Annotated in this window: 17 protein-coding genes and 1 tRNA gene; 8 read left to right on the top strand and 10 right to left on the bottom strand. The window is 59.3% G+C overall.

What is annotated here, in order from left to right:
• Window positions 1-20: 20 nt before the first annotated feature.
• The 4 genes from CE491_RS20570 to bglX all read right to left on the bottom strand — a co-directional run bounded on the left by CE491_RS20570 (window position 21) and on the right by bglX (window position 7,168).
• Window positions 21-1,343 (bottom strand): MFS transporter, encoded by a 1,323-nt coding sequence (locus tag CE491_RS20570; protein ID WP_110950173.1) that lies wholly within the window; start codon window positions 1,341-1,343, stop codon window positions 21-23.
• Window positions 1,344-1,608: 265 nt separating this feature from the next.
• Window positions 1,609-2,955 (bottom strand): sigma-54-dependent transcriptional regulator, encoded by a 1,347-nt coding sequence (locus tag CE491_RS20565; RefSeq protein ID WP_110950172.1) that lies wholly within the window; start codon window positions 2,953-2,955, stop codon window positions 1,609-1,611.
• Entirely contained in the window at window positions 2,949-4,706 is a 1,758-nt protein-coding gene (locus tag CE491_RS20560) for a sensor histidine kinase (protein WP_110950171.1), read from the bottom strand. Before CE491_RS20560 ends, CE491_RS20565 begins: the two co-directional genes overlap by 7 nt.
• Window positions 4,707-4,867: 161 nt before the next feature.
• Window positions 4,868-7,168 carry a beta-glucosidase BglX gene (gene bglX, locus CE491_RS20555; protein WP_110950170.1) on the bottom strand — a complete coding sequence of 767 codons (2,301 nt, stop codon included), beginning with the start codon at window positions 7,166-7,168 and terminating at the stop codon, window positions 4,868-4,870.
• Between the two features lie 282 nt (window positions 7,169-7,450).
• On the opposite strand from bglX, the gene CE491_RS20550 reads away from it, so the two are divergent.
• The 4 genes from CE491_RS20550 to CE491_RS20535 all read left to right on the top strand — a co-directional run bounded on the left by CE491_RS20550 (window position 7,451) and on the right by CE491_RS20535 (window position 10,797).
• Window positions 7,451-8,074, top strand: a complete 624-nt coding sequence (locus tag CE491_RS20550; RefSeq protein WP_110950169.1) for a LemA family protein — start codon at window positions 7,451-7,453, stop codon at window positions 8,072-8,074.
• The gene (locus tag CE491_RS20545) at window positions 8,074-8,826 is read left to right on the top strand and encodes a TPM domain-containing protein (protein ID WP_110950168.1); all 753 of its coding nucleotides are present in this window, start codon (window positions 8,074-8,076) and stop codon (window positions 8,824-8,826) included. The genes CE491_RS20550 and CE491_RS20545 overlap by 1 nt, the downstream gene beginning before the upstream one ends.
• 27 nt (window positions 8,827-8,853) lie before the next feature.
• Window positions 8,854-9,471, top strand: a complete 618-nt coding sequence (locus CE491_RS20540; RefSeq protein WP_110950167.1) for a TPM domain-containing protein — start codon at window positions 8,854-8,856, stop codon at window positions 9,469-9,471.
• A gap of 108 nt (window positions 9,472-9,579) precedes the next feature.
• Entirely contained in the window at window positions 9,580-10,797 is a 1,218-nt protein-coding gene (locus tag CE491_RS20535) for a class I SAM-dependent methyltransferase (RefSeq protein ID WP_110950166.1), read from the top strand.
• Here CE491_RS20535 and CE491_RS20530 read toward each other — a convergent pair.
• Complete coding sequence (locus tag CE491_RS20530; RefSeq protein ID WP_110950213.1) at window positions 10,794-11,693, bottom strand: DMT family transporter; 900 nt, start codon at window positions 11,691-11,693, stop codon at window positions 10,794-10,796. The two genes, CE491_RS20535 and CE491_RS20530, sit on opposite strands and share 4 nt — an antisense overlap.
• Before the next feature lie 250 nt (window positions 11,694-11,943).
• Between CE491_RS20530 and CE491_RS20525 the strand changes: the two genes are divergently transcribed.
• On the top strand, window positions 11,944-12,174 hold the full coding sequence (locus CE491_RS20525; RefSeq protein ID WP_110950165.1) for a hypothetical protein: 231 nt from the start codon (window positions 11,944-11,946) through the stop codon (window positions 12,172-12,174).
• A 153-nt stretch (window positions 12,175-12,327) separates the two neighbouring features.
• Here the strand turns inward: CE491_RS20525 and CE491_RS20520 are convergent, their stop codons facing one another.
• Window positions 12,328-13,359: a DUF4917 family protein gene (locus CE491_RS20520; protein WP_110950212.1), complete on the bottom strand. Its 1,032-nt coding sequence runs from the start codon at window positions 13,357-13,359 to the stop codon at window positions 12,328-12,330.
• Window positions 13,360-13,543: 184 nt separating this feature from the next.
• On the opposite strand from CE491_RS20520, the gene CE491_RS20515 reads away from it, so the two are divergent.
• From CE491_RS20515 to CE491_RS20505, 3 genes are all read left to right on the top strand, one after another.
• Entirely contained in the window at window positions 13,544-13,771 is a 228-nt protein-coding gene (locus tag CE491_RS20515; RefSeq protein ID WP_110950164.1) for a hypothetical protein, read from the top strand.
• Window positions 13,772-13,870: 99 nt separating this feature from the next.
• Window positions 13,871-14,113 carry an SPOR domain-containing protein gene (locus CE491_RS20510; protein WP_110950163.1) on the top strand — a complete coding sequence of 81 codons (243 nt, stop codon included), beginning with the start codon at window positions 13,871-13,873 and terminating at the stop codon, window positions 14,111-14,113.
• A gap of 256 nt (window positions 14,114-14,369) precedes the next feature.
• Window positions 14,370-15,269 (top strand): LysR substrate-binding domain-containing protein, encoded by a 900-nt coding sequence (locus CE491_RS20505; protein WP_110950162.1) that lies wholly within the window; start codon window positions 14,370-14,372, stop codon window positions 15,267-15,269.
• 1 nt (window position 15,270) lies between these two features.
• Here CE491_RS20505 and CE491_RS20500 read toward each other — a convergent pair whose 3' ends face one another.
• From CE491_RS20500 to CE491_RS20485, 4 genes are all read right to left on the bottom strand, one after another.
• Entirely contained in the window at window positions 15,271-16,416 is a 1,146-nt protein-coding gene (locus tag CE491_RS20500) for a YbfB/YjiJ family MFS transporter (RefSeq protein ID WP_324881461.1), read from the bottom strand.
• A 548-nt stretch (window positions 16,417-16,964) separates the two neighbouring features.
• A tRNA-Gly gene (locus CE491_RS20495) sits at window positions 16,965-17,038 on the bottom strand.
• 165 nt (window positions 17,039-17,203) lie between these two features.
• Entirely contained in the window at window positions 17,204-18,088 is an 885-nt protein-coding gene (locus tag CE491_RS20490; RefSeq protein ID WP_110950161.1) for an alpha/beta fold hydrolase, read from the bottom strand.
• A 309-nt stretch (window positions 18,089-18,397) separates the two neighbouring features.
• Window positions 18,398-19,090 carry a pseudouridine synthase gene (locus CE491_RS20485; RefSeq protein WP_110950160.1) on the bottom strand — a complete coding sequence of 231 codons (693 nt, stop codon included), beginning with the start codon at window positions 19,088-19,090 and terminating at the stop codon, window positions 18,398-18,400.

The raw sequence follows: 19,090 nt of genomic DNA, 5'->3' as shown, positions 1-19,090 counted from the left end.
GATTCGCCCTGCTGATACGATCAGTCAGTCTCGATCCGCGAGTGCTTGCGGGTGTCCTTCATGAACACGTAGACCAACAGCGAGCAGGCGATACATGCCGTGACGTACCAGTAGTAGCCGGTCTCCATGCCGATGCTCTTGAACCACAGTGCGATGTACTCGGCCGTACCGCCGAAGATAGAAACCGTCAGCGCGTAGGGCAGGCCGACACCCAGCGCGCGGATTTCAGTCGGGAACAGTTCGGCCTTCACCACTGCGTTGATCGAGGTGTAGCCGCTGACGATGATCAGCGCCGCCATGATCAGGAAGAACGCGCCCCACCACGTCTGAATGGTGTGCAGCGCGGTCAGGATTGGCACGGTGCACAGCGTACCCAGTACGCCGAAAGCGATCAGGATCGGGCGACGACCGATTTTGTCCGAGAGCGCGCCGACCACTGGCTGCAGAACCATGAACAAGAAGAGCGTGGCAGCAGAAATGGTGGTGGAGTCGGTGATACTCATGCCGACGGTGTTAACCAGGTATTTCTGCATGTAAGTGGTGTAGGTATAAAACGCCAGGGTGCCGCCCATGGTCAGGCCGACGACGGTCATCAGTTCCCTGGGGTGACGCATCAGGGTGCGCATCAGGCTTTCTTTCGGCGCTTCCTTTTTCTTTGTGAACGACTCGGTTTCTTCCATACCGCGACGCAGAAACAGCGCGACCACGGCACACAGCGCGCCAATAGCGAACGGGATGCGCCAGCCCCATGCATTCAACTGTTCGGTGGTGAGGGTCTGTTGCAGCACAATGAGCACGCCCAGCGCGATGAGCTGGCCGGAAATCAAGGTCACGTATTGGAAGCTGGAGTAGAAGCCACGACTCTTCTTGGTCGCCATTTCGCTCAGATAGGTCGCTGAAGTGCCGTATTCGCCGCCTACGGACAGACCTTGCAGCAGACGCGCAAGTACCAGGAGGATCGGAGCGCCAACGCCGATGGTTTCATAGCCTGGCGTCAGGGCGATGATCAGCGAACCGAAGCACATAAGCAGAACCGATGCCATCAGCGCGGCCTTGCGGCCTCTGCGGTCAGCGTACAAGCCCATCAGCCAGCCGCCGATCGGGCGCATCAGGAAGCCTACGGCGAAGATCGCAGCCGTATTCAGCAGTTGTGCGGTGGTATCCCCTTTGGGGAAGAAGACTTTGGCGAAGTAGAGGGAGAAGGCGGCGTAGACGTACCAGTCATACCACTCGACCATGTTGCCGACCGAACCGCTGAAAATGGATTTCAGGCGACTTCCGGTGGTTTTTTCGGCGACAGGCGTGGCAGTCGATCCGTTTGACACAGGGTTGGGGATAGCCATTGGTTTTCCTGCAAGTCATTGTTGTTAGAAAGAGCGCATCGATGCGATCTGCCGACAGTGATAGCAGGAGCTGTGCCAAGGCTTTAAAGGCCCGGTTTACAAGGGTTTGCCGCGTATCGGTGAGCGGGAATCCGCTTATGGGCCTTTCTGAGGTGAGCGGGAAATTGCTGATCGCGGTTTATCTGTAGGGGCGTGCTTGCCCGCGATGGCAGGGGGTCCGACTGAATATTTTTCAAAAATAGCCCAATCGCGGGCAAGCGCGCTCCTACGGTGATGTGTCGTTTGGAGCAACGAAATCCTCCCGCACCAACCCATGACGCTGCATTTTCTCGTTCAAGGTACGGCGCGGCAACTGTAGCTCCTGCAAAACCGCCTTGATCTCCCCCCTGTGCCGACTCAGCGCCGAACGCAGGCAATGGGCCTCGAACGCTTCCTGCTGCGCGACCAGTGACTGGCCGGCTGGCATCTCGATGCAGGCAGGACTCTCAAGTCCGAGTACCTGCCGCTCAGCCGCATTGGCCAGCTCGCGCACGTTCCCAGGCCAGTCCTGACTCAACAATTGACCCAGCTGCCCGCCGCTAAGGACCGGTGCCTTGCGGGCCAGGCGTCCTGCGGCCAGGTGCGAGAAATGCGCGAACAACAACGGGATATCTTCGCGTCGTTCACGCAACGGTGGAAGGCGCAGTTCAGCGATGTTCAGGCGATAGGCCAAGTCTTCGCGAAAGCGTCCTGCGCGAGCCTCGTCCAGCAGATCCGGTTTAGTGGCGGCAATGATCCGCAAGTCGACCTCGATGCTTTGGTTCGAACCCAGTCGCTCCAGACGCCGCTCCTGAATCACGCGCAGCAGCTTCACTTGTTGGGCCAGGGGCATGCTTTCGATCTCGTCGAGAAACAGCGTGCCGCCGTCAGCGAATTCGAGCTTGCCGATGCGTTTGCCCTGAGCGCCTGTAAATGCGCCGCTTTCATGGCCGAACAATTCCGCCTCGAACAGTTGCTCCGGGATGGCCGCACAGTTGACCGCCACGAACGGTTTTTTTACCCGAGGACCGAAGTCGTGCAGGCAGCGAGCGACCATTTCCTTGCCGCTGCCGGTTTCGCCGCGAATCAGCACGTTGACCGGCAATTGCGCCAGGTCCAGCACCTGACTTCGCAAGGTTTGCATCGCAGGCGACAGCCCCAGCAACGTCGTATCAAGACGAGCTCGGCTGTCGGTCTGTTGGTGCAGCCGACGGTTTTCCAAAACCAGTGCACGTTTCTCCAGGGCGCGGCGCAGGCTGTTCAGCAAGGTCTCTGGAGTAAAGGGTTTTTCCAGAAAGTCATAGGCGCCGTCACGCATGGCTTCGACTGCCATCGGCACGTCGCCATGGCCGGTGAGCAGAATGACCGGCAGATCGGCATCGCGGGTCTGCAGCTCGGCAAGCAGCTCCAGGCCGCTCATACCCGGCATGCGCACGTCCGTGAGCACCACGCCGGCAAAGTGCTCTGGCAGTTTCGCCAGGCAGTCCTCGGCGCGGCTGTAGAGGTGCACGACAAAGCCGGACAGTGAGAGCCACTGCTCCACTGCCTCGCGGATGGGAGCCTCGTCGTCGACCAGGATGACCGAGTTCAGCATGGGGTATCGGCCTCCGGAGCCTGGGTCAGAGAAAAGAAGAACTGAGCGCCATTGTTCAGATTTTTCGCGCTCAGGCGACCGCCCAGTTCATGAACGATGGCGTAGGACACCGCCAGCCCCAATCCGAGGCCGTCCCCGACCGGTTTGGTGGTGAAAAACGGATCGAAGACATTCGCCAGATGGCCCTCGGCAATTCCGCCGCCGCTGTCCGTCACTGACAGACGCCACTGGTCATTTGTGTCTTCGATGCGGATTTCCAGGCGCTTGAGCGATTTATCGCTCATCGCATCCAGGGCATTGCGCAGAAGGTTGATCAGCACCTGTTCCAGACGAATCGCATCGCCGCGCACCCAGGCCGGCCGCGTCAGGTCGAGCACGCAGCTGACCCGCTCTTCGCGAATACGCGCGTCCAGCAACAGCAATGCCTGATCGACGACGCAGGCCAGGTCCAGTCTTTCGCGCAGGCCGCTGGGGCTTTTTCGGGCGAAGGTCTTGAGATGGCCGGTGAGGGCGGCCATGCGGGTCAGTTGCTGGTCGAGCAAGGTCAGGGCCTTGTATGCATCGTCGACGCGGCCGTGATCGAGCAGCAGACGCAGGGTCGCCAACTGCATGCGTTGAGCGGTCAGTGGCTGGTTGATTTCGTGAGCCAGCGCGGCTGACATCTGCCCCAATGCCGCCAGTTTGGTCGATTGCACCAAACCGTCCTGGGCTGTCTGTAGGTCGCGGGTGCGCTCTTCCACCAATTGCTCCAGCTCTACGCGGCTGCGCTGACGCAAACGCGCCAGACGCCAGCGTTGGTAGAGAAACAGTCCGAGAAATACCAGTGCCAGCCAGATGCCTGCGGCAGCCAGCGCGGCATTGCGCAGGTCTTCAGCGGCGGGCTGGGGTCTGCGCAACAGGTGCAATCTCCAGCCTTCCGGTTGCAGCGGCAGCGACTGCCAAAGGTATTCAGCCGTGCCCTCGGGCGCGAGCACCTGGCTCAGGTGACTGGCGTCGTTGAACGTGCGCAGCGGCTGATGGACCAGCGGCGTTAGCGACTGTTTGTCGTATTGGCGCGTGCTGCTCAGCTCCGCCCGGTCCTTTTCGGACAGCGGCCGCAACGCGCGATAGCGCCAGCCGGGCTGATTGGCGATGAACACGATGCCTTTGGCGTCGCTGACCAACAGCAGGTCGTCGCCCTGCGCCCAGGTGTGCTCCAGGTCGGGAAATTCGAGCTTGACTACCATCGCGCCGATGAACTGCCCCGCATCGTCGTGCACGGCGTTGGACAGGAAATAACCAGGGATGCCACTGGTCACGCCGACCGCATAGAAACGTCCGACGCCGTTGGCCTTGGTCTGAGTGAAATAGGGCCGAAAGCCATAATTGTGACCGACGTAACTGCTGGGCAGTCGCCAGTTACTGGCACCGATGGCCAGACCGTTGCGGTCGAGCAACTCTAATGTCGAGGACTGCGCAGCGCCGTTGATCTGCTCCAGCTTCAGGTTGAGGGCCTGGGTGGTCTCGAGGCTGACCGGGCCTTTGAGTGCATCCCGTAGCTGCGGATCCAGCGCCAGCACGGCGGGCAGCGCGCGATAGCGTTCGATGAGGGTTTGCAAGGTGTTGGCGTAAAGCGAAAGTTGGGCCTGCGCACGCGCTGCATCGTCTTCCAGCGAATGTCGCTGCGCCTGATGCATCGCCAGCGTGGCGACAATGACCGCGCCGGCGAGGATCAGCAGTATGTATAAAAGAAGGCGGGCAAAGCGGGGCATGGCGAAAACCTGTGGGGCTGGACCTGTAGGAGCGCGCTTGTCGGCGAGGCGGTATGTCGGTCACCTTTGCAGGGCCTGAAAAAAACCAACGCGGGCAAGCGCGCTCCTACAAATACTCCATGTGTAGCGCGGTCGAGGTTCAGGCCGTGCTACCTGCAGTTTTACAACAAGTTGAACGTCGCCTCTTTCACATCCTCGGAATCCAGGCCGATCATCAGCTTGAACTCGCCCGCTTCAGCGGCGTACTTGAGTGACGGGTTGAAGAACTTCAGGTCTTCTTCGGTCACAGTAAAGGTCACGGACTTCTCTTCGCCTGGCTTCAACATGATTTTCTGAAAGTTCTTCAGCTCTTTCACCGGACGACTCAGCGAAGCCGCCACGTCGCGCAGATACAGCTGAACCACGGTTTCACCAGCGACCTTGCCGATGTTCTTGACTTGAACCGTGGCGGTCAGTTTGTCCTTGCGGGTCATCTTGTTGATCGAGAGCACGATGTCCGAGACGCTGAATTGCGTATAGCTCAGGCCATAACCGAACGGGAACAGCGGGCTGGTCTGCTCTTCGAAGTAGTTCGAGGTGTAGTTCGAATCGTCCGGACGATACGGGCGACCAGTGTTCAGGTGGTTGTAGTACGCCGGCACCTGACCTACCGAGCGCGGGAAGGTCATCGGCAGTTTGCCCGACGGGTTGTAATCGCCGAACAGCACGTCAGCCAGCGCGTTACCGCCCTCGGTGCCGAGGAACCAGCTTTCGAGCATCGCATCGGCCTGTTTGTTTTCTTCAACCAGCGCCAGCGGCCGGCCATTCATCAGCACGATGACCAGCGGCTTGCCAGTGGCCTTGAGCGCCTTGATCAGATCGCGCTGACGGCCTGGAATGACCAGATCGACACGGCTTGCCGCTTCGTGGGACATATTGCGTGACTCACCAACGAACGCAACGACCACGTCCGACTGCTGAGCGACCTTGACCGCTTCGTCGATCATTTCCTGCTCTGGACGTCCATCGATGTGGAGCTGATCGTCCATCTTGTCCAGATAAGCGATGGCTTGCTGGTTATCGGTGATGTTGGAGCCTGCGGCATAAAGGATTTTCGCCTTGTCACCGACCGCGTTGGCCAGGCCGTCGTAAGCGCTGACGGTCTGACGCGCCAGCCCGGCCCCGGACCAGCTTCCCATCATGTCCAGCGAGCTTTTCGCCAGCGGACCGATCACGGCGATGGTGCCTTGTTTTTTCAACGGCAGGGTGTCGTTTTCGTTCTTCAGCAGCACCACGCTGCGTCGTGCGACATCCCGGGCCTCGGCGCGGTGCAGGCGGTTTTCTGCATCGCGATCGGCCGGGTCGTCCACTGCCGCGCCGATGCGCAGGTATGGGTTGGCGAACAGGCCCATGTCCCACTTGGCGCCGAGCACTTCACGCACGGCATTGTCCACTTCCTTGACCGAGACTTCGCCGCTCTCGACCAGCGCAGGGAGTTCTTGGCCGTAAGCCTTGTCGTTCATGCTCAGATCGACGCCAGCCTTGATCGCCAGCTTCGCCGCTTCGCGGAAGTCCTTGGCGACGCCGTGGTCTATCAGTTCCTTGATCGCGCCGTGGTCGCTGATGGTGACGCCTTTAAAGCCCCAGTCCTTGCGCAGCACATCCTGCAGCAGCCACGCATTGGAGGTCGAGGGAACGCCGTTGATCGAGTTCAACGCAATCATCACACCGCCAGCGCCTGCATCGATTGCGGCACGGTACGGCGGCAGGTAGTCCTGCCGCATACGGACCGGACTCATGTCCACAGTGTTGTAGTCCCGACCGCCTTCGACCGCGCCATACAGCGCAAAGTGTTTGACCGCCGCCATGATGCTGTTCGGCGCCTGGGTGCTGGAGCCCTGGAAGGCGTGGGTCATGGTGGCCGAGAGCCTCGAAACCAGATAGGTGTCTTCGCCGAAGCCCTCGGAGCTGCGGCCCCAGCGGGCATCGCGCGTGATATCGACCATCGGTGCGAACGTCATGTCCACGCCGTCGGCAGCGGCTTCGATCGCCGAAACGCGGCCCGCGCGGGTGACGGCGTCCATGTCCCAGGTCGATGCCAGGCCCAGGCTGATCGGGAAAATGGTGCGTTGGCCGTGGACCACGTCGTAGGCGAAGAACATCGGGATCTTCGTGCGGCTGTGGGCAACGGCGGCGTCCTGCATGGCGCGGTTGTCGGGCAACAGGACAGAGTTGAAGGTGCCGCCGATCCGGCCAGCGGCGATTTCCTTGAGGATTTCCGACTTCGGCATCTCCGGCCCGATGCTGATGAGGCGCAGTTGCCCGATCTTCTCGTCGAGGGTCATCTGCTTCATCAGGTTGGAGATGAATGCATTCTTGGCTTGTAGCGTGGAGACATTACTGGCGGGGTTGGCGGCGGTTTCAGCCCAGGCGGACTGACTGGCTAATCCGATGACAAGACTCAGCAAACACAGCTTATTCATGAATGATTTTCTCAAGGCGTTGGCCGGCAACTCGCGCGAAATACCGGGCGGCCTTTGTTTTTTGGTGTGAAACCTTTGGTTTTTATTGTCACCAGGACGAGGTGGTCGCTGAACTCCCGACGCTTTCGGGCATCAGTAGCGCAGCGAGTTTTATCCGATTGCGGCTGGGCAATCCAGAGCCTGGCGACGTAATGGGCCGAGATTATGCCGGGGATCGTCCAATTTGGCTAAAGTCATGTCTGACGGGACGACCACTAAAGAACACAAAGGAGTGCGCAGGCCATGCAAATAGAGCGTTACGGGCACATTCGGGGCAGTCGTTACAATTTGTCACTGACACTGCTGATGCTGCTGAGCACGTTGTTGTCCGGTTGCGGCATCAACAATATCCCTACCTACGACGAGCAGGTCAAAGCGGCCTGGGCACAGGTGCAGAACCAGTATCAGCGTCGGGCAGACCTTATTCCCAATCTGGTGGAAACCGTGAAGGGCTACGCCAAACAGGAGCAGGAGACCCTGACTGCAGTCATCGAGGCGCGCGCCAAGGCCACGTCGATTCAGGTCGATGCCAGCACCTTGAACGATGCGGCCAAGCTCAAGCAGTTCCAGGATGCACAAGGCCAGCTTACCGGCGCCTTGAGCCGCTTGATGGTGGTATCAGAGCGCTACCCGGATTTGAAATCCAACCAGAATTTCCTTTCATTGCAGTCGCAGCTCGAGGGCACGGAAAACCGGATCGCCGTCGCCCGTCGTGACTTCATCGCCGCGGTGGAGAAATACAACACGGAAATACGCACGTTCCCCGGTCGCCTCTGGCATTCGGTGATGTACAGCGATCTGCCGATTCGCCCTAACTTCGAAGCCACCGCCGCTGGCGCCGACAAGGCTCCGGAAGTGAAGTTCTGATGACCGGCGCGCGGCGGGGAGCGATAGTCGCGTTTCTGGCGATGTGGGTCGCTGTGTTCTCGCAGATGGCCTACGCCGAGCTTAAGTTTCCGGCGTTGAGCGGCCGGGTGGTCGATACCGCCGATATGATCGACAACCCGAGCCGGGAGCATCTGGCGCAGATGCTTCGGGCTCACGAGGAGCTGACTACCGAGCAGGTCGTGGTGGTCACCGTGCCCAATCTGCAAGGCAGCACGATCGAGGACTATGGCTACCAGCTCGGGCGCTTTTGGGGCATCGGTCAGCAGGGCAAGGACAACGGCGCGCTGCTGATCATCGCCAGGGAAGAGCGCAAGGTACGCATCGAAGTGGGCTACGGCCTGGAAGATCGCCTCACGGATGCGCAGTCTTCGGTGATCGTCAATCAGATCATCATCCCGTCATTCAAGCAGGGCGATTTCGTCGGCGGCATTAATAAAGGCACCGAGGCGATTGTGCAGGTGCTTGGTGGCGATCCGTTGGCCGAGCCAGTGATCGGGGCGTCGGGAGGGGATGATGTCACTGACTGGCGGATGAGCCTGCTGTTTCTCGTGCTGTTCGTTGTCGCTGCATACATCAGCGTGCGCTGGGGCGGCGGCATCGGCTTCATCGGCTCGGGAGGTTCTGGAGGCGTCGGAAGCTCGGGCGGCTTTGGCTCGGGCGGGTCGCGTTCAGGCGGCATGAGCGGTGGCGGTGGCAGTTTTGGCGGCGGCGGTGCCTCTGGTGGCTGGTAAGTCGATGGCTCAATAAGGGATGTAACAATGGCATTACTCACTGAAGACGAACAGCGACAGGTGGCCCAGGCCATCGAAGCCGTCGAGCGTAGTACCGACGCCGAACTGGTGACAGTGCTGGCGGCCAGCGCCGATGACTACGCTTACGCGCCGTTGATCTGGGCCGGCTTGGTGGCGCTGTTAATGCCGGGGCTGATCAATTTTTATCCTGGCTGGCTCAACGCCAATGAATTGCTGCTGACCCAGATCGCGACGTTCATTGCGGTGGCGCTGTTGTGCAGGCTCCCTGCGATCAGTACGCGCCTGGTCCCGGCTTCGGTTCGGCACTGGCGAGCCGGGAGCCTGGCGCGACGGCAGTTTCTGGAGCAGAACCTCCACGCGACGGTAAACGGCACTGGTGTGTTGATCTTTGTCAGCGAGGCCGAGCGCTACGTCGAAATCATCGTCGACGACGGCATCGCCCGTAACGTGGACGACATGGTGTGGCGATCAATGGTCGACGTGTTCACCCGACAAGTCAGCGAGGGCAGGATTCTCGAAGGGTTTCTCGGTTGCATCCGGTCGTGCGGCGAGGTGCTGAGCAATCAGGTACCCCTGACGCAGCCGCGCAATGAGTTGCCGAATCGGTTGGTGGTGTTGGAGTAAAGGAATCCGATCTACGGGATTGTGGTAGTAAATATTTATGTCCACCTCAACCCCGCAACCCGCCTAAAATATCGCCCTCGCATTTTCCGCTGCCCGAGGCTTCACCCGATGTCCGCCACTGCACCCGCCGCCCCGTCAGCGCAGGATCACCGCGCCCAGTTCCTGAGCCTGCTCGACACCTGCCTGACGCAGAACTCGCTGATCAAGCTGGTACTGGCCAAATATGTCGGCAGCGAAGCGGAGCTGCAGCGGATCATCATCAAGCCCACCACGATCAAGAACCAGCCGTGCCTGTCCTTCGTGTACCGCTACAAGACGCGCGACATCACCAAGAATCATCCCCTCGCCCAGGCACAGGAGCTGATCGCCAGTCTGTTGCCCGAATCCTTCAAGAACGCCCATTTGCTCTCGCTCACCGACGAAGTGCAGCTGGAGTTCGGCAAGAAGGGCAAAAGCACGCTGTTCCGCAATAAATCACAGCAGGAGCGTGAAGCGCCCTCGGCCGGGCATGATCGAGAGAAAAAACGCTATCTGGAGTTGAGCCGCCCATTCCTCACCGATCTGGGCGTGACCAACCAGCAGCATGAGCTGATTCCGGCCATGTCGCGCAAGTGGAAGCAGATCAATAAATTCATTGAAGTGTTTTCGCACGCCCTGGCGACTTCGCCCATCAAGCTCGACAAGCCAGTGACCGTCGCAGACTTTGGCTCGGGCAAGGGCTATCTGACTTTCGCCATTCACGACTACCTGCGCAACACCCTGCAGGCCGAGGGCAATGTGACCGGCGTCGAACTGCGTGAGGACATGGTCACCCTGTGCAACAGCGCGGCGGGGCGGCTGGAGCATCCGGGGCTGGTGTTCAAATGCGGCGATGTGCGTTCGGTGGCGCCCAGTGAACTTGACGTGATGATCGCGCTTCATGCATGCGATATCGCCACGGACTACGCCATTCATACCGGTATTCGTTCCGGGGCCTCGATCATCATGTGCTCGCCGTGCTGCCACAAACAGATACGTTTGCAGATCCAGAGCCCGACGCTGCTCAAGCCGATGCTGCAATATGGTCTGCACATGGGCCAGCAGGCGGAAATGGTCACCGATGCCTTGCGCGCGCTGCTGCTGGAAGCCTGCGGTTACGAGACCAAGGTGTTCGAGTTCATTTCGTTGGAGCACACCAACAAGAACAAGATGATCCTGGCGGTGAAACGTGCAACACCAGCCGATCCTGCCGAGTTGCTGGCGAAGATCCAGGAACTGAAAGTCTTCTACAACATTCAGGAACAGTGCCTGGAGACGTTGCTTCAGGCAGATGGGCTTCTCGGTTAGGTCCGCGTTGCCACGACGGGCTTGGGGGCGATGACTGCAGTCTTGCGGCCGATGGCCAGCGTCACCACGACCGCTGCGGCAAAGATCCAGGTGATCGGGTCGATATGTTCGCCGAAGAACAGCGCCGAAAACGCCATGGTGAAGAACAACTGCACCAACTGGATTTGACTGACCCGCGCGATCCCGCCCAACGCCAGCCCTGCATACCAGGCGAAGAAGCCGATGAACTGGGAAAACAGCGAGACATATGCGAACGCCCACCAGGCGCTCGCGGAAATCGGCCCTTGGTGCTGGGAGGCCAGATAAACGACCGGGATGATCAGCACCGGAGCCGAAAGCACCAGTGCCCAGCAGATCACCTGCCAGCCACCCATCAGCTTCGCCAGCCTGCCGCCCTCGGCATAGCCCAGTCCGCCCACCGCCACTGCACCGACCATCAGCAGGTCACCGGCCTGCAGATTGCCCGCGCCGCTGATCAGTGCGTACCCAAGGACCAACACGCTGCCCATTGCCGCACATAGCCAGAATGCCCTGGAAGGACGTTCGTGGGACAACCATGCCGCATAGATCGCCACTAGCAAAGGTTGCAGCCCGTTGACCAGTGCGCCGTGGGAAGCCGGCAGGGTTTTCATTGCCCAGGCTGAGAGCACCGGAAAGCCGATGATCACGCCCAGTGCCACGACCATCAGCGCCTTGAACTGCGCCCGGGTTGGCCGCTTCTCGCGACGCCACAGCAACAGCGCTGCCGCAGGAATCGCCGCGAACAACGCCCGGCCCAGACCGTTGAGCAGTGGGTGGATCTCCTGAACGACGATGCGGGTCATGGGCAGGGTCAGGCTGAAGATCACCACCCCGATCAGTCCGAGGGCCATGCCGGTATTTTCGCGAGAGGCCATGTTCAATCGTGCCTTGTTGTTATGGATGGAAAGAGGGCATTCATTCAGCCACAGATTGCTGGACATGCCCCTTAACAGCTACCGATAGAATCAACCGTACACTTTGCTTTCAGGGGGGAAACGCCGTTTCCGAGGATTTTTTTGCAACGCGTGATTTGCTCACAGATGTTGGTGCGGAACTTGAATGCCATCTTCCTGCAACAGTTTGAAGGTCAAATTGCTGCCATCGCATTCAGCCAGGAGAACTATCATGTCGGTCATTGGAAAGTGGGCGTTGCAAGGTGTCGTTGTGTTCGTTTTCGCGTGGCTGGCGACCGTAGCGGCTCAGTGGTCGACGAGCGTGGTCAGATCGACCAGCAGCGAGCGTCTTGCTTCCCTCAGCAGCGTCCGGCTGTCGACTGAATCGGCGACTTCCGACGTCAGCAAGACAGCGGGGCGCGACAAGGTCGTGGTGGGGGCGTTGGCGGAAAGTAACGAGTAAAAACGGTGGGTTGGGAAGATTGGAAGCGTCAGAAAGCTGAAAGGAGTCTGGGTTCTTCGATTGAGGTTGATCCGGCAGCGCAGCCGGGCGATGCAAGTTCTGCCAGTTGCCGATAAAAGCCGCCTTCACGCGGCTTTGCTATAAGTGGAGGGCTCAACCCTTCTTCTGCTCCACCGTCTCCTTCAATCGCGCCACCGATACTGACAACGTCGGATCCCCGAGCGGATGGGTCGTAGCATCGAAGAACTTCAGCTCGATATTCTGCCCCTCGAACAGCGCGCTGTAATGTCGCTTGCGGTGCTGAATGAACGCTTCGCTACGGGGCAGAACGGAGATGGCCAGCGTCTTCGGTCGCGCCTGGAGCACGGCGTTCAGAATATGTCGATCCTGTTTACCCAGCCCGTGGCCAAAGACACACAGGGCACCCTGGTGCTGTGCCAGCTGCGCATGGCAGAACGACAAGTAGTCCGAGCTGCGGATGATCTTCATCTTGTCCTCGCTGCGGCCTTCGCAGACGAACAGCGGAACATCTTCCAGCGCGTTGACGGCGAAACTGCCCAGCAGAGTGCTTGCCGATGACTGCAGCTTGCGCGCAGTACCGTCGAAGTTTTTCACCAGATGCATGCCGCCGTGCAGATAAAGGATGCGCGTCGCGTGACTAGCGGTGCGATGCAGGTTGAATTCAGCATCTTCGTCGAACAGATCGTCGAACGGCTGCGCACCGTGCATCACGGCCCAGTAGGCAAGCAGATCGTAATTGGTCGAATAGACCGTCGCGTACTGGCTCAGCGCTTTGCTGATGTGGGCGATGCTCGACGCCTCCATCAATCGCCAGGGAATGTGCGCCGAGCGGATGCCATGAATCAAGGCTTCCTTGATGGCGAAATAGCGATTGCGCGGCGACGAGGAACTGATGGTCAATGCTGCATTCACCCGCATCGCAACCTTCAAGCCGCTGAGCACCGGCTCGAAGTTCTCGGTGTCCATCGACTTGAACAGCGCAAGCTCGGTCGGGCTCAGCGGCTTGTTGCGAGTGGTTTGCGCCAGTTCGAACAGCGAGTCGTAGGCGAAGTTTTTCCAAACCGCCAGGCTTGCGCCATTGCCCAACAGCAACCCGGAGCAGGGGTGGGTCGTCTGCAGCAGGTTCCAGTCGGCAAGTTCGGTATCAAAGTCAGTGAATTCCATCATCTCGCTTCGCTTTCAGGTGAAGGTACTGACCGAGGCCAGAACGCAGTGGACTTATAGAAACACGGGCTGGGCTTGTCAACGACACGTCCTGCGATCCACCGCCCGGCAGATATTTCGAACCCGTGGGACACCTCCTTCTCTAATCCATGAACCCTAAAATCCGGTTCGCTGAGAGGTGCATATGACAACCGAGCCAGTGAATACCCCCGCCGCGCAAAGCCCCGGCCCCAATCCAAATCCCATGGAAACCACGCGCGGCCGCGTTGCCGAGCGTCAGGCGCAAGAGTTCCAGCGGGTCGAAAACTCTGCGGACGAGGATCCCGAAACCCCGCCGCCCCAGACCTGGAAACACCCGGACGACGGCAAAAGCCTGTCCGAGAAAGACGAAGAAATACCTCTGAAACCTTGAGTACCTTCTGTCCACCGGTCATTCACATGACCGTTATCGGGTGTAAGGTTTTCGAGGAAACAACCCATAACACTCTCTTTAATGAGAGGGGAGGTACCCATGCACAACGCGATGCTCAGCAAAACGCATCTCAATGGCTACGACGTGATCAACGTCAACAACGGCCCATGGCGGGTCTGTACCCATCACGACCGACTTGGTTCGTTCCAGACGCGCGAGGAGGCCATGGCATTTGCTGCGTCACTTCCTGCTTATAAGGAGCGTACGGCGATGAGAGCGGCAGGTGGTGACACATCGGCGCAGAAGAACGTGCCTGATGTGAACGCGAAAACCAGGCATTGAGCCACAGACGCCACGCAGGCCTTGCCGCTGTCGGTTGCCGTGAAGAGCGATACTGATGACGGCGCGCCAAGCGCAGCGCCTGGGTTGTCACCTGCCTTTACCTGTTCTGATCTGATGCCTGCAAAACGAATGCGCGTGCGTCCGGCCCAAATGCCAGGCGCACGCGTAGTCTTGTGATTGATCATTGCCAGGCTTAATCTCAAAAAGAAATGACCAGCCAGGCTGGTCATCACTATTTGAAATAGCAGGTATAGCAATGGACGTGATCGATCTCAAAGTCATCGACGCCGTAGCCCGGCACGGCAGCATGAACAAAGCCGCCGTTGAGCTTAATACGGTGCAGTCCAATGTCTCCTCGAGGATCCGCTCGCTGGAAGACGAACTCGGTGTTTCATTGTTTCAGCGCAGCGCAAAGGGCGTGCAGATCACCCCGGCCGGCAGACGCGTCCTGCCTTACGCCGCAAGGCTCTCCAAACTCCTTTCAGACGCATCGGCCGCTGCCCGCGATGATGGGAAACCCTCTGGCGTGCTGGAAATCGGCACCTTGGAAACCACGCTCGCACTTCGCCTGCCGCTGCTGATCGCGCGCTTCGCCCAAGCATACCCCGACGTTCGCCCCCTGGTACGCACCGGCACCACCAGCAGCCTGATTCAGGGGGTTGTCGAGTGTAAGCTCGAAGGCGCGTTCGTCGCCGGGCCCGTCAGCCATCCCGAGTTGCAAGTCGAAACCGTGTTCCATGAAGAACTGGTCCTGGTGACCTCCCGCGCCGTTCGCGCGCTGGAAGCGGTAAAGGCGATTACTCAGCTGAAGACTGTGGTGTTTCGCGTGGGCTGTTCTTATCGTCAGCGTCTGGATGCGCTGTTGGCGAGCTTGGGTATGCTCGCACCCGAGCCGCTGGAGTTCGGATCTATCGATGCAATCATCGCCTGTGTCTCGGCGGGTGTCGGCGTCACGCTGCTGCCCAGAGGCGTCGTCGCCACTGCCTGGCGGGAAGGACTGATCGCCGTTCACGAAATCCCGTCGGTGTTTGCCCAGGTCGAAACGGTTTTCGTGCGACGCATCGATGGCCATTTCTCCAGTGCCCTGGCGACCTTTCTCGACAGCGTGCATGCAGAAAGCGAGGCCCGGTCCCTTAACGTCAGGCAGCTGGCTTGAGTCAGGCGGCGGACTTGTCCGAATGCTTTGCTGCAACCAGGTCGATCAGAAAAGCCAACGCGATTGCCCCGGTGCCGATCATGAACAGCAGCCCATAATTGCCGCCACTGAACGAAAACAGATACGAAAACCCGTACGCCGCCGTCGCCTGGAACAGCGCAAAACCAACCGTTGCCTTGCGCCATGCGGCGCTTTGCTGAACCGGGTGATGCGCCAGTAATTCCTGAACCCGGCCGAGCACCAATGGCACCGTCCCGGTCACGAACGCGCCGACCACAATGCTCGACATTATCAACCATGGGGTGCCAACACCGAGCGCCGGAATGCACACGCACATTCCCTCCAGAATGAACGATAGGCGCAGTGCGAGCCCGAAACCTACCCGATCCGCCAGCACCCCGGCCAGCAACGGTCCCAAGGTCGCCCCGACGCCGAACAGCACCCAATACTGTGCCCCAACCTCAAGCCCTTTGCCCAATCCATGAGCAACGAACGCCACAAGAAAAATCATGTGCGGCACCCAGCCCGCCGCGTTCAGCGCGTACTCGGCATACAGGGCTTTTAGCGTGTGATTCTTCGATTTGCGCGGATGCTGGCTCGCCTGCGCTGGCGCGGCCGCCTGCTTCGGCCAACCCTTCCAGGCAATCGCGGTAAACAATAGGGAAATCACACCCAGGCCCAGCCACGTCTGCCGCAGACCCTGTTGCAACAACAGCGGGACCAGCGTGCCCGACGCCGCGATACCGACCCCCACACCCATAAAAATCACCCCACCCGCCAAGCCTCTTTTCGACGGCGAGACGTACGCCAACACCGCAGGCGCGGCGAGCACCATCAAAGCGCCTCCCGAAATCCCCGAGAGCAGACGCCAGAAAAAGAACCACAGGTAGGAGACCGGAAAAGCACAGGCCAGAAATGCCACGCTCGCCAGCAGCATCATGGCTCTCAACGTCAACGCCGTAGACGACTTCTGAGCCATTACCTGACCCGCCAAGGCACCCACCAGATACCCCGCCAGATTCGCTGCGCCCAGATACGCCGCTTTCGACGAATCGAACCAGTCTGCATCGACGATCGCCGGCAGCAACGGTGTATATGCAAACCGCGCCAGCCCAATGCCGACAAGACTCGCGGAAAACCCTGACACGATGCCCCATCTGGTGTTGTGGGATTGGATTTGAGGTGCGGGGTGGTGAGTGGTTGAGTGGGCCTTTTCCATCTTCATCGCCGAGTGATTTCAGGTGGGTCTACGCTACGCGCGTATGGGATATCTGAAGAAGCGAAAAGAAGTGATCGGGGGTATCTCGATAAAAGCTAGCAGGGCTGGTAGCTCGTTATCGATCTGATTTCTGGTGCTGGTCAAAAGCCAGTCTTTCGGTCACGGTATACATCGCCGAATTATGCTCAGGGAGCATTACCGATCATTAAACTCATCGCACTTGTAGGGATACTCTGCCTCGTCGGCTGCAGCGCCTATTCGCAGCCCGGCCCCTATCGACCGGTAAAAACCGGGCCGGATTTCAACTGCTCGATGGACCCACCCAACCAGCCTGACTGCCCATGAAGGACGTGGCGGCCGCATTTGTCGATTGAATGAAAGAAGATAAATGAGCGGAAAACGCCCGAGACAAATCCATGCACGCAACAGGCCTGGCGTTTATCGATCGGGAAGGGATTTGTTCAGAAGGGAGGGGCTGGAGCGGGTGAAGGGAATCGAACCCTCGTTATCAGCTTGGGAAGCTGGAGTAATGCCATTATACGACACCCGCTTTTGACGCTTTCAGCGGCTGACGTTGTACCAGATGCGGGCGGTGAATTGAAGCGTTAAATGTCGCGCGGGGGAATTCGAGGGTTACAGAAAGGCTTGGGATTCATTCGCCGGTGGCTTTGGGCGGCCCGAGGGCGAATGAATCCGTTCCTTGAGACCATCACGGTCAGATTGCAAATGCATGGTGCGTCTGTACCTGTCGATAGCGGGTTCGGCTGGGTTCGGGCGTGGGGGTAAGGAAGTTCATCAGGGCGTTGCGCGAGTCCAGGCATGCGGTCTTGTGTTCCATGTCCAGGAAGTGTCCGGCGCTTTTGATGGTGGTGAAGCGGCAATCACGGATGTGGTTGCTGAACAGCCGGGCGTCGGGGGCGGCGGTGTATTCATCCCATTCGCCGTTCATGAATAGCACCGGCACGTTGATGCGTTTGGCGGCCTTCAACTGGTTCTGCGTGGTGATGTCCAGCACATGGTTGATGTGGTGGTGCATCTGCGCGTATTCGTGCAGGTCCAGGGAGCTGACGTGTTTGTAGTTGAAGCGCTTGAACAGCGACGGCAGGTGTTTGCCGATGGTGTTGTTGATCAGCGTGCCCACTTCGTACCGATCGAACGCCCCAAGGTGCCGCTGACCTTGGACGAGGTAGTCGTGCATGTGCTCGTTGATGACGGGGGAGAACGAGCTGATCACGGCTTTCTCGATACGCTTTGGCCTGTGTGCCAGCGCGACCAGCGCCGCCGCGCCACCCCATGAAAACGACATGATGTGTTCGGCGTTGAAGTGGTCGATCAGCTCCAGCAGGATCTGGCCTTCGACTTCCTTGGTCAGCGGTTTTTCGTGAACGTTGTGCGGCTTGGATTTACCCGCGTAGGGTTGGTCGTAGAGCACTACGTTGAATTTGGGGTGCAGGTTGCGGACGGTCTGGGCGAAAGATGCTGTCGTGGCCAGTGAGCCGTTGACCAGGACGATGGTCTTTTCTGCGGCATCTGCGCGATAGAACTCCGTGTAAACCCGAAACTGACCCTGTATATCAAGCACAGCTATTTCTGGCCTCATATTCCATGTCTCCTGACGTTAAAACAGGTGTGCGCACAACCACGTTGCACGAGTTTCGTGACAGGTAGGCAATGCCTGAGAAGGGGGCCCATGTCGGTCCGGGACGATCTGTCCGACAGGTGTTGTTATTGGCGGGCGCTCTACCGCCCCACCGCCAGAGGCGCCTGGGAGCGACAGAAAATTTCTTGAAATGCGAGCGTGACTTTCCGGTCACTTGTGGACCGACGTTTGGATTCAAGCAGGCGATCCGGGAACCCGCAAGTGCCATTCGTGAATTGCCTGGATGATCTGCCGGGCGGTCGGACGACGTCAGATGCGGTGGATTTCTTCAGGCGTCAGCGGACGGTATTGACCCGGTTCAAGCGCAGGATCCAGCACCAGCGGACCCATGCTTTCGCGATGCAGGCGCAGTACTTTGTTGTCGAAGAAGCCGAACATGCGTTTGACCTGGTGGTAGCGACCTTCGACGATGCTCAGGCGCGCGTGATGGCTGTCGAGGATAGTCAGTTGTGCGGGCAGGGTGGTGAGCTCTTCGAAGGCGAAGTAGAAGCCTTCGGTGAATTTCTCGAGGTAATGCTCGCCGATTTCCTGCTCGGTTTCGACGTGGTAGACCTTGGGCAGTTTGGTGGTCGGCTGAGTCAGGCGGCGCGACCACTGGCCGTCGTTGGTGATCAGCATCAGGCCCGAGGTGTTGAAGTCCAGGCGTCCGGCGATGTGCAGTTCGTGCTTGTCTGGCTCCTGCAATAGATCGAGAACGGTCGGGTGTTGCGGGTCGGTTGTTGCGCTGACGCAGCCGGGCGGCTTGTGCAACATGAAGTATCGGGCGGGTTTGCCGGTTTGCAGGATCTCGTTGTCGACCATGATTTGGCTGAACTCACGGACTTCATGCAGCGGGTCTTTGAGCGTCTGACCATCGACGCTGACACGACCCGCGAGCAGGGCCAGACGCACGTCCTTGCGGCTGAAGCGCGGCAGATTACTGAGGAAGCGGTCCAGGCGCAT

It is taken from the genome of Pseudomonas bohemica (assembly GCF_002934685.1).
In the GTDB taxonomy this organism is placed as follows: domain Bacteria; phylum Pseudomonadota; class Gammaproteobacteria; order Pseudomonadales; family Pseudomonadaceae; genus Aquipseudomonas; species Aquipseudomonas bohemica.
The sequence above is the reverse complement of the archived record's forward strand: the minus strand, read 5'-3'. Positions and strand labels throughout refer to the sequence as shown.

Coding starts and splice junctions, on each gene's coding strand:
- CE491_RS20485 (WP_110950160.1), bottom strand. CDS start 19,090: ATGCGCCTGGACCGCTTCCTCAGTAATCTGCCGCGCTTCAGCCGCAAG.
- CE491_RS20530 (WP_110950213.1), bottom strand. CDS start 11,693: ATGGCCTCTCGCGAAAATACCGGCATGGCCCTCGGACTGATCGGGGTG.
- CE491_RS20550 (WP_110950169.1), top strand. CDS start 7,451: ATGCAAATAGAGCGTTACGGGCACATTCGGGGCAGTCGTTACAATTTG.
- CE491_RS20505 (WP_110950162.1), top strand. CDS start 14,370: ATGGACGTGATCGATCTCAAAGTCATCGACGCCGTAGCCCGGCACGGC.
- CE491_RS20560 (WP_110950171.1), bottom strand. CDS start 4,706: ATGCCCCGCTTTGCCCGCCTTCTTTTATACATACTGCTGATCCTCGCC.
- CE491_RS20535 (WP_110950166.1), top strand. CDS start 9,580: ATGTCCGCCACTGCACCCGCCGCCCCGTCAGCGCAGGATCACCGCGCC.
- CE491_RS20525 (WP_110950165.1), top strand. CDS start 11,944: ATGTCGGTCATTGGAAAGTGGGCGTTGCAAGGTGTCGTTGTGTTCGTT.
- CE491_RS20490 (WP_110950161.1), bottom strand. CDS start 18,088: ATGAGGCCAGAAATAGCTGTGCTTGATATACAGGGTCAGTTTCGGGTT.
- bglX (WP_110950170.1), bottom strand. CDS start 7,168: ATGAATAAGCTGTGTTTGCTGAGTCTTGTCATCGGATTAGCCAGTCAG.
- CE491_RS20520 (WP_110950212.1), bottom strand. CDS start 13,359: ATGGAATTCACTGACTTTGATACCGAACTTGCCGACTGGAACCTGCTG.
- CE491_RS20565 (WP_110950172.1), bottom strand. CDS start 2,955: ATGCTGAACTCGGTCATCCTGGTCGACGACGAGGCTCCCATCCGCGAG.
- CE491_RS20540 (WP_110950167.1), top strand. CDS start 8,854: ATGGCATTACTCACTGAAGACGAACAGCGACAGGTGGCCCAGGCCATC.
- CE491_RS20570 (WP_110950173.1), bottom strand. CDS start 1,343: ATGGCTATCCCCAACCCTGTGTCAAACGGATCGACTGCCACGCCTGTC.
- CE491_RS20515 (WP_110950164.1), top strand. CDS start 13,544: ATGACAACCGAGCCAGTGAATACCCCCGCCGCGCAAAGCCCCGGCCCC.
- CE491_RS20510 (WP_110950163.1), top strand. CDS start 13,871: ATGCACAACGCGATGCTCAGCAAAACGCATCTCAATGGCTACGACGTG.
- CE491_RS20545 (WP_110950168.1), top strand. CDS start 8,074: ATGACCGGCGCGCGGCGGGGAGCGATAGTCGCGTTTCTGGCGATGTGG.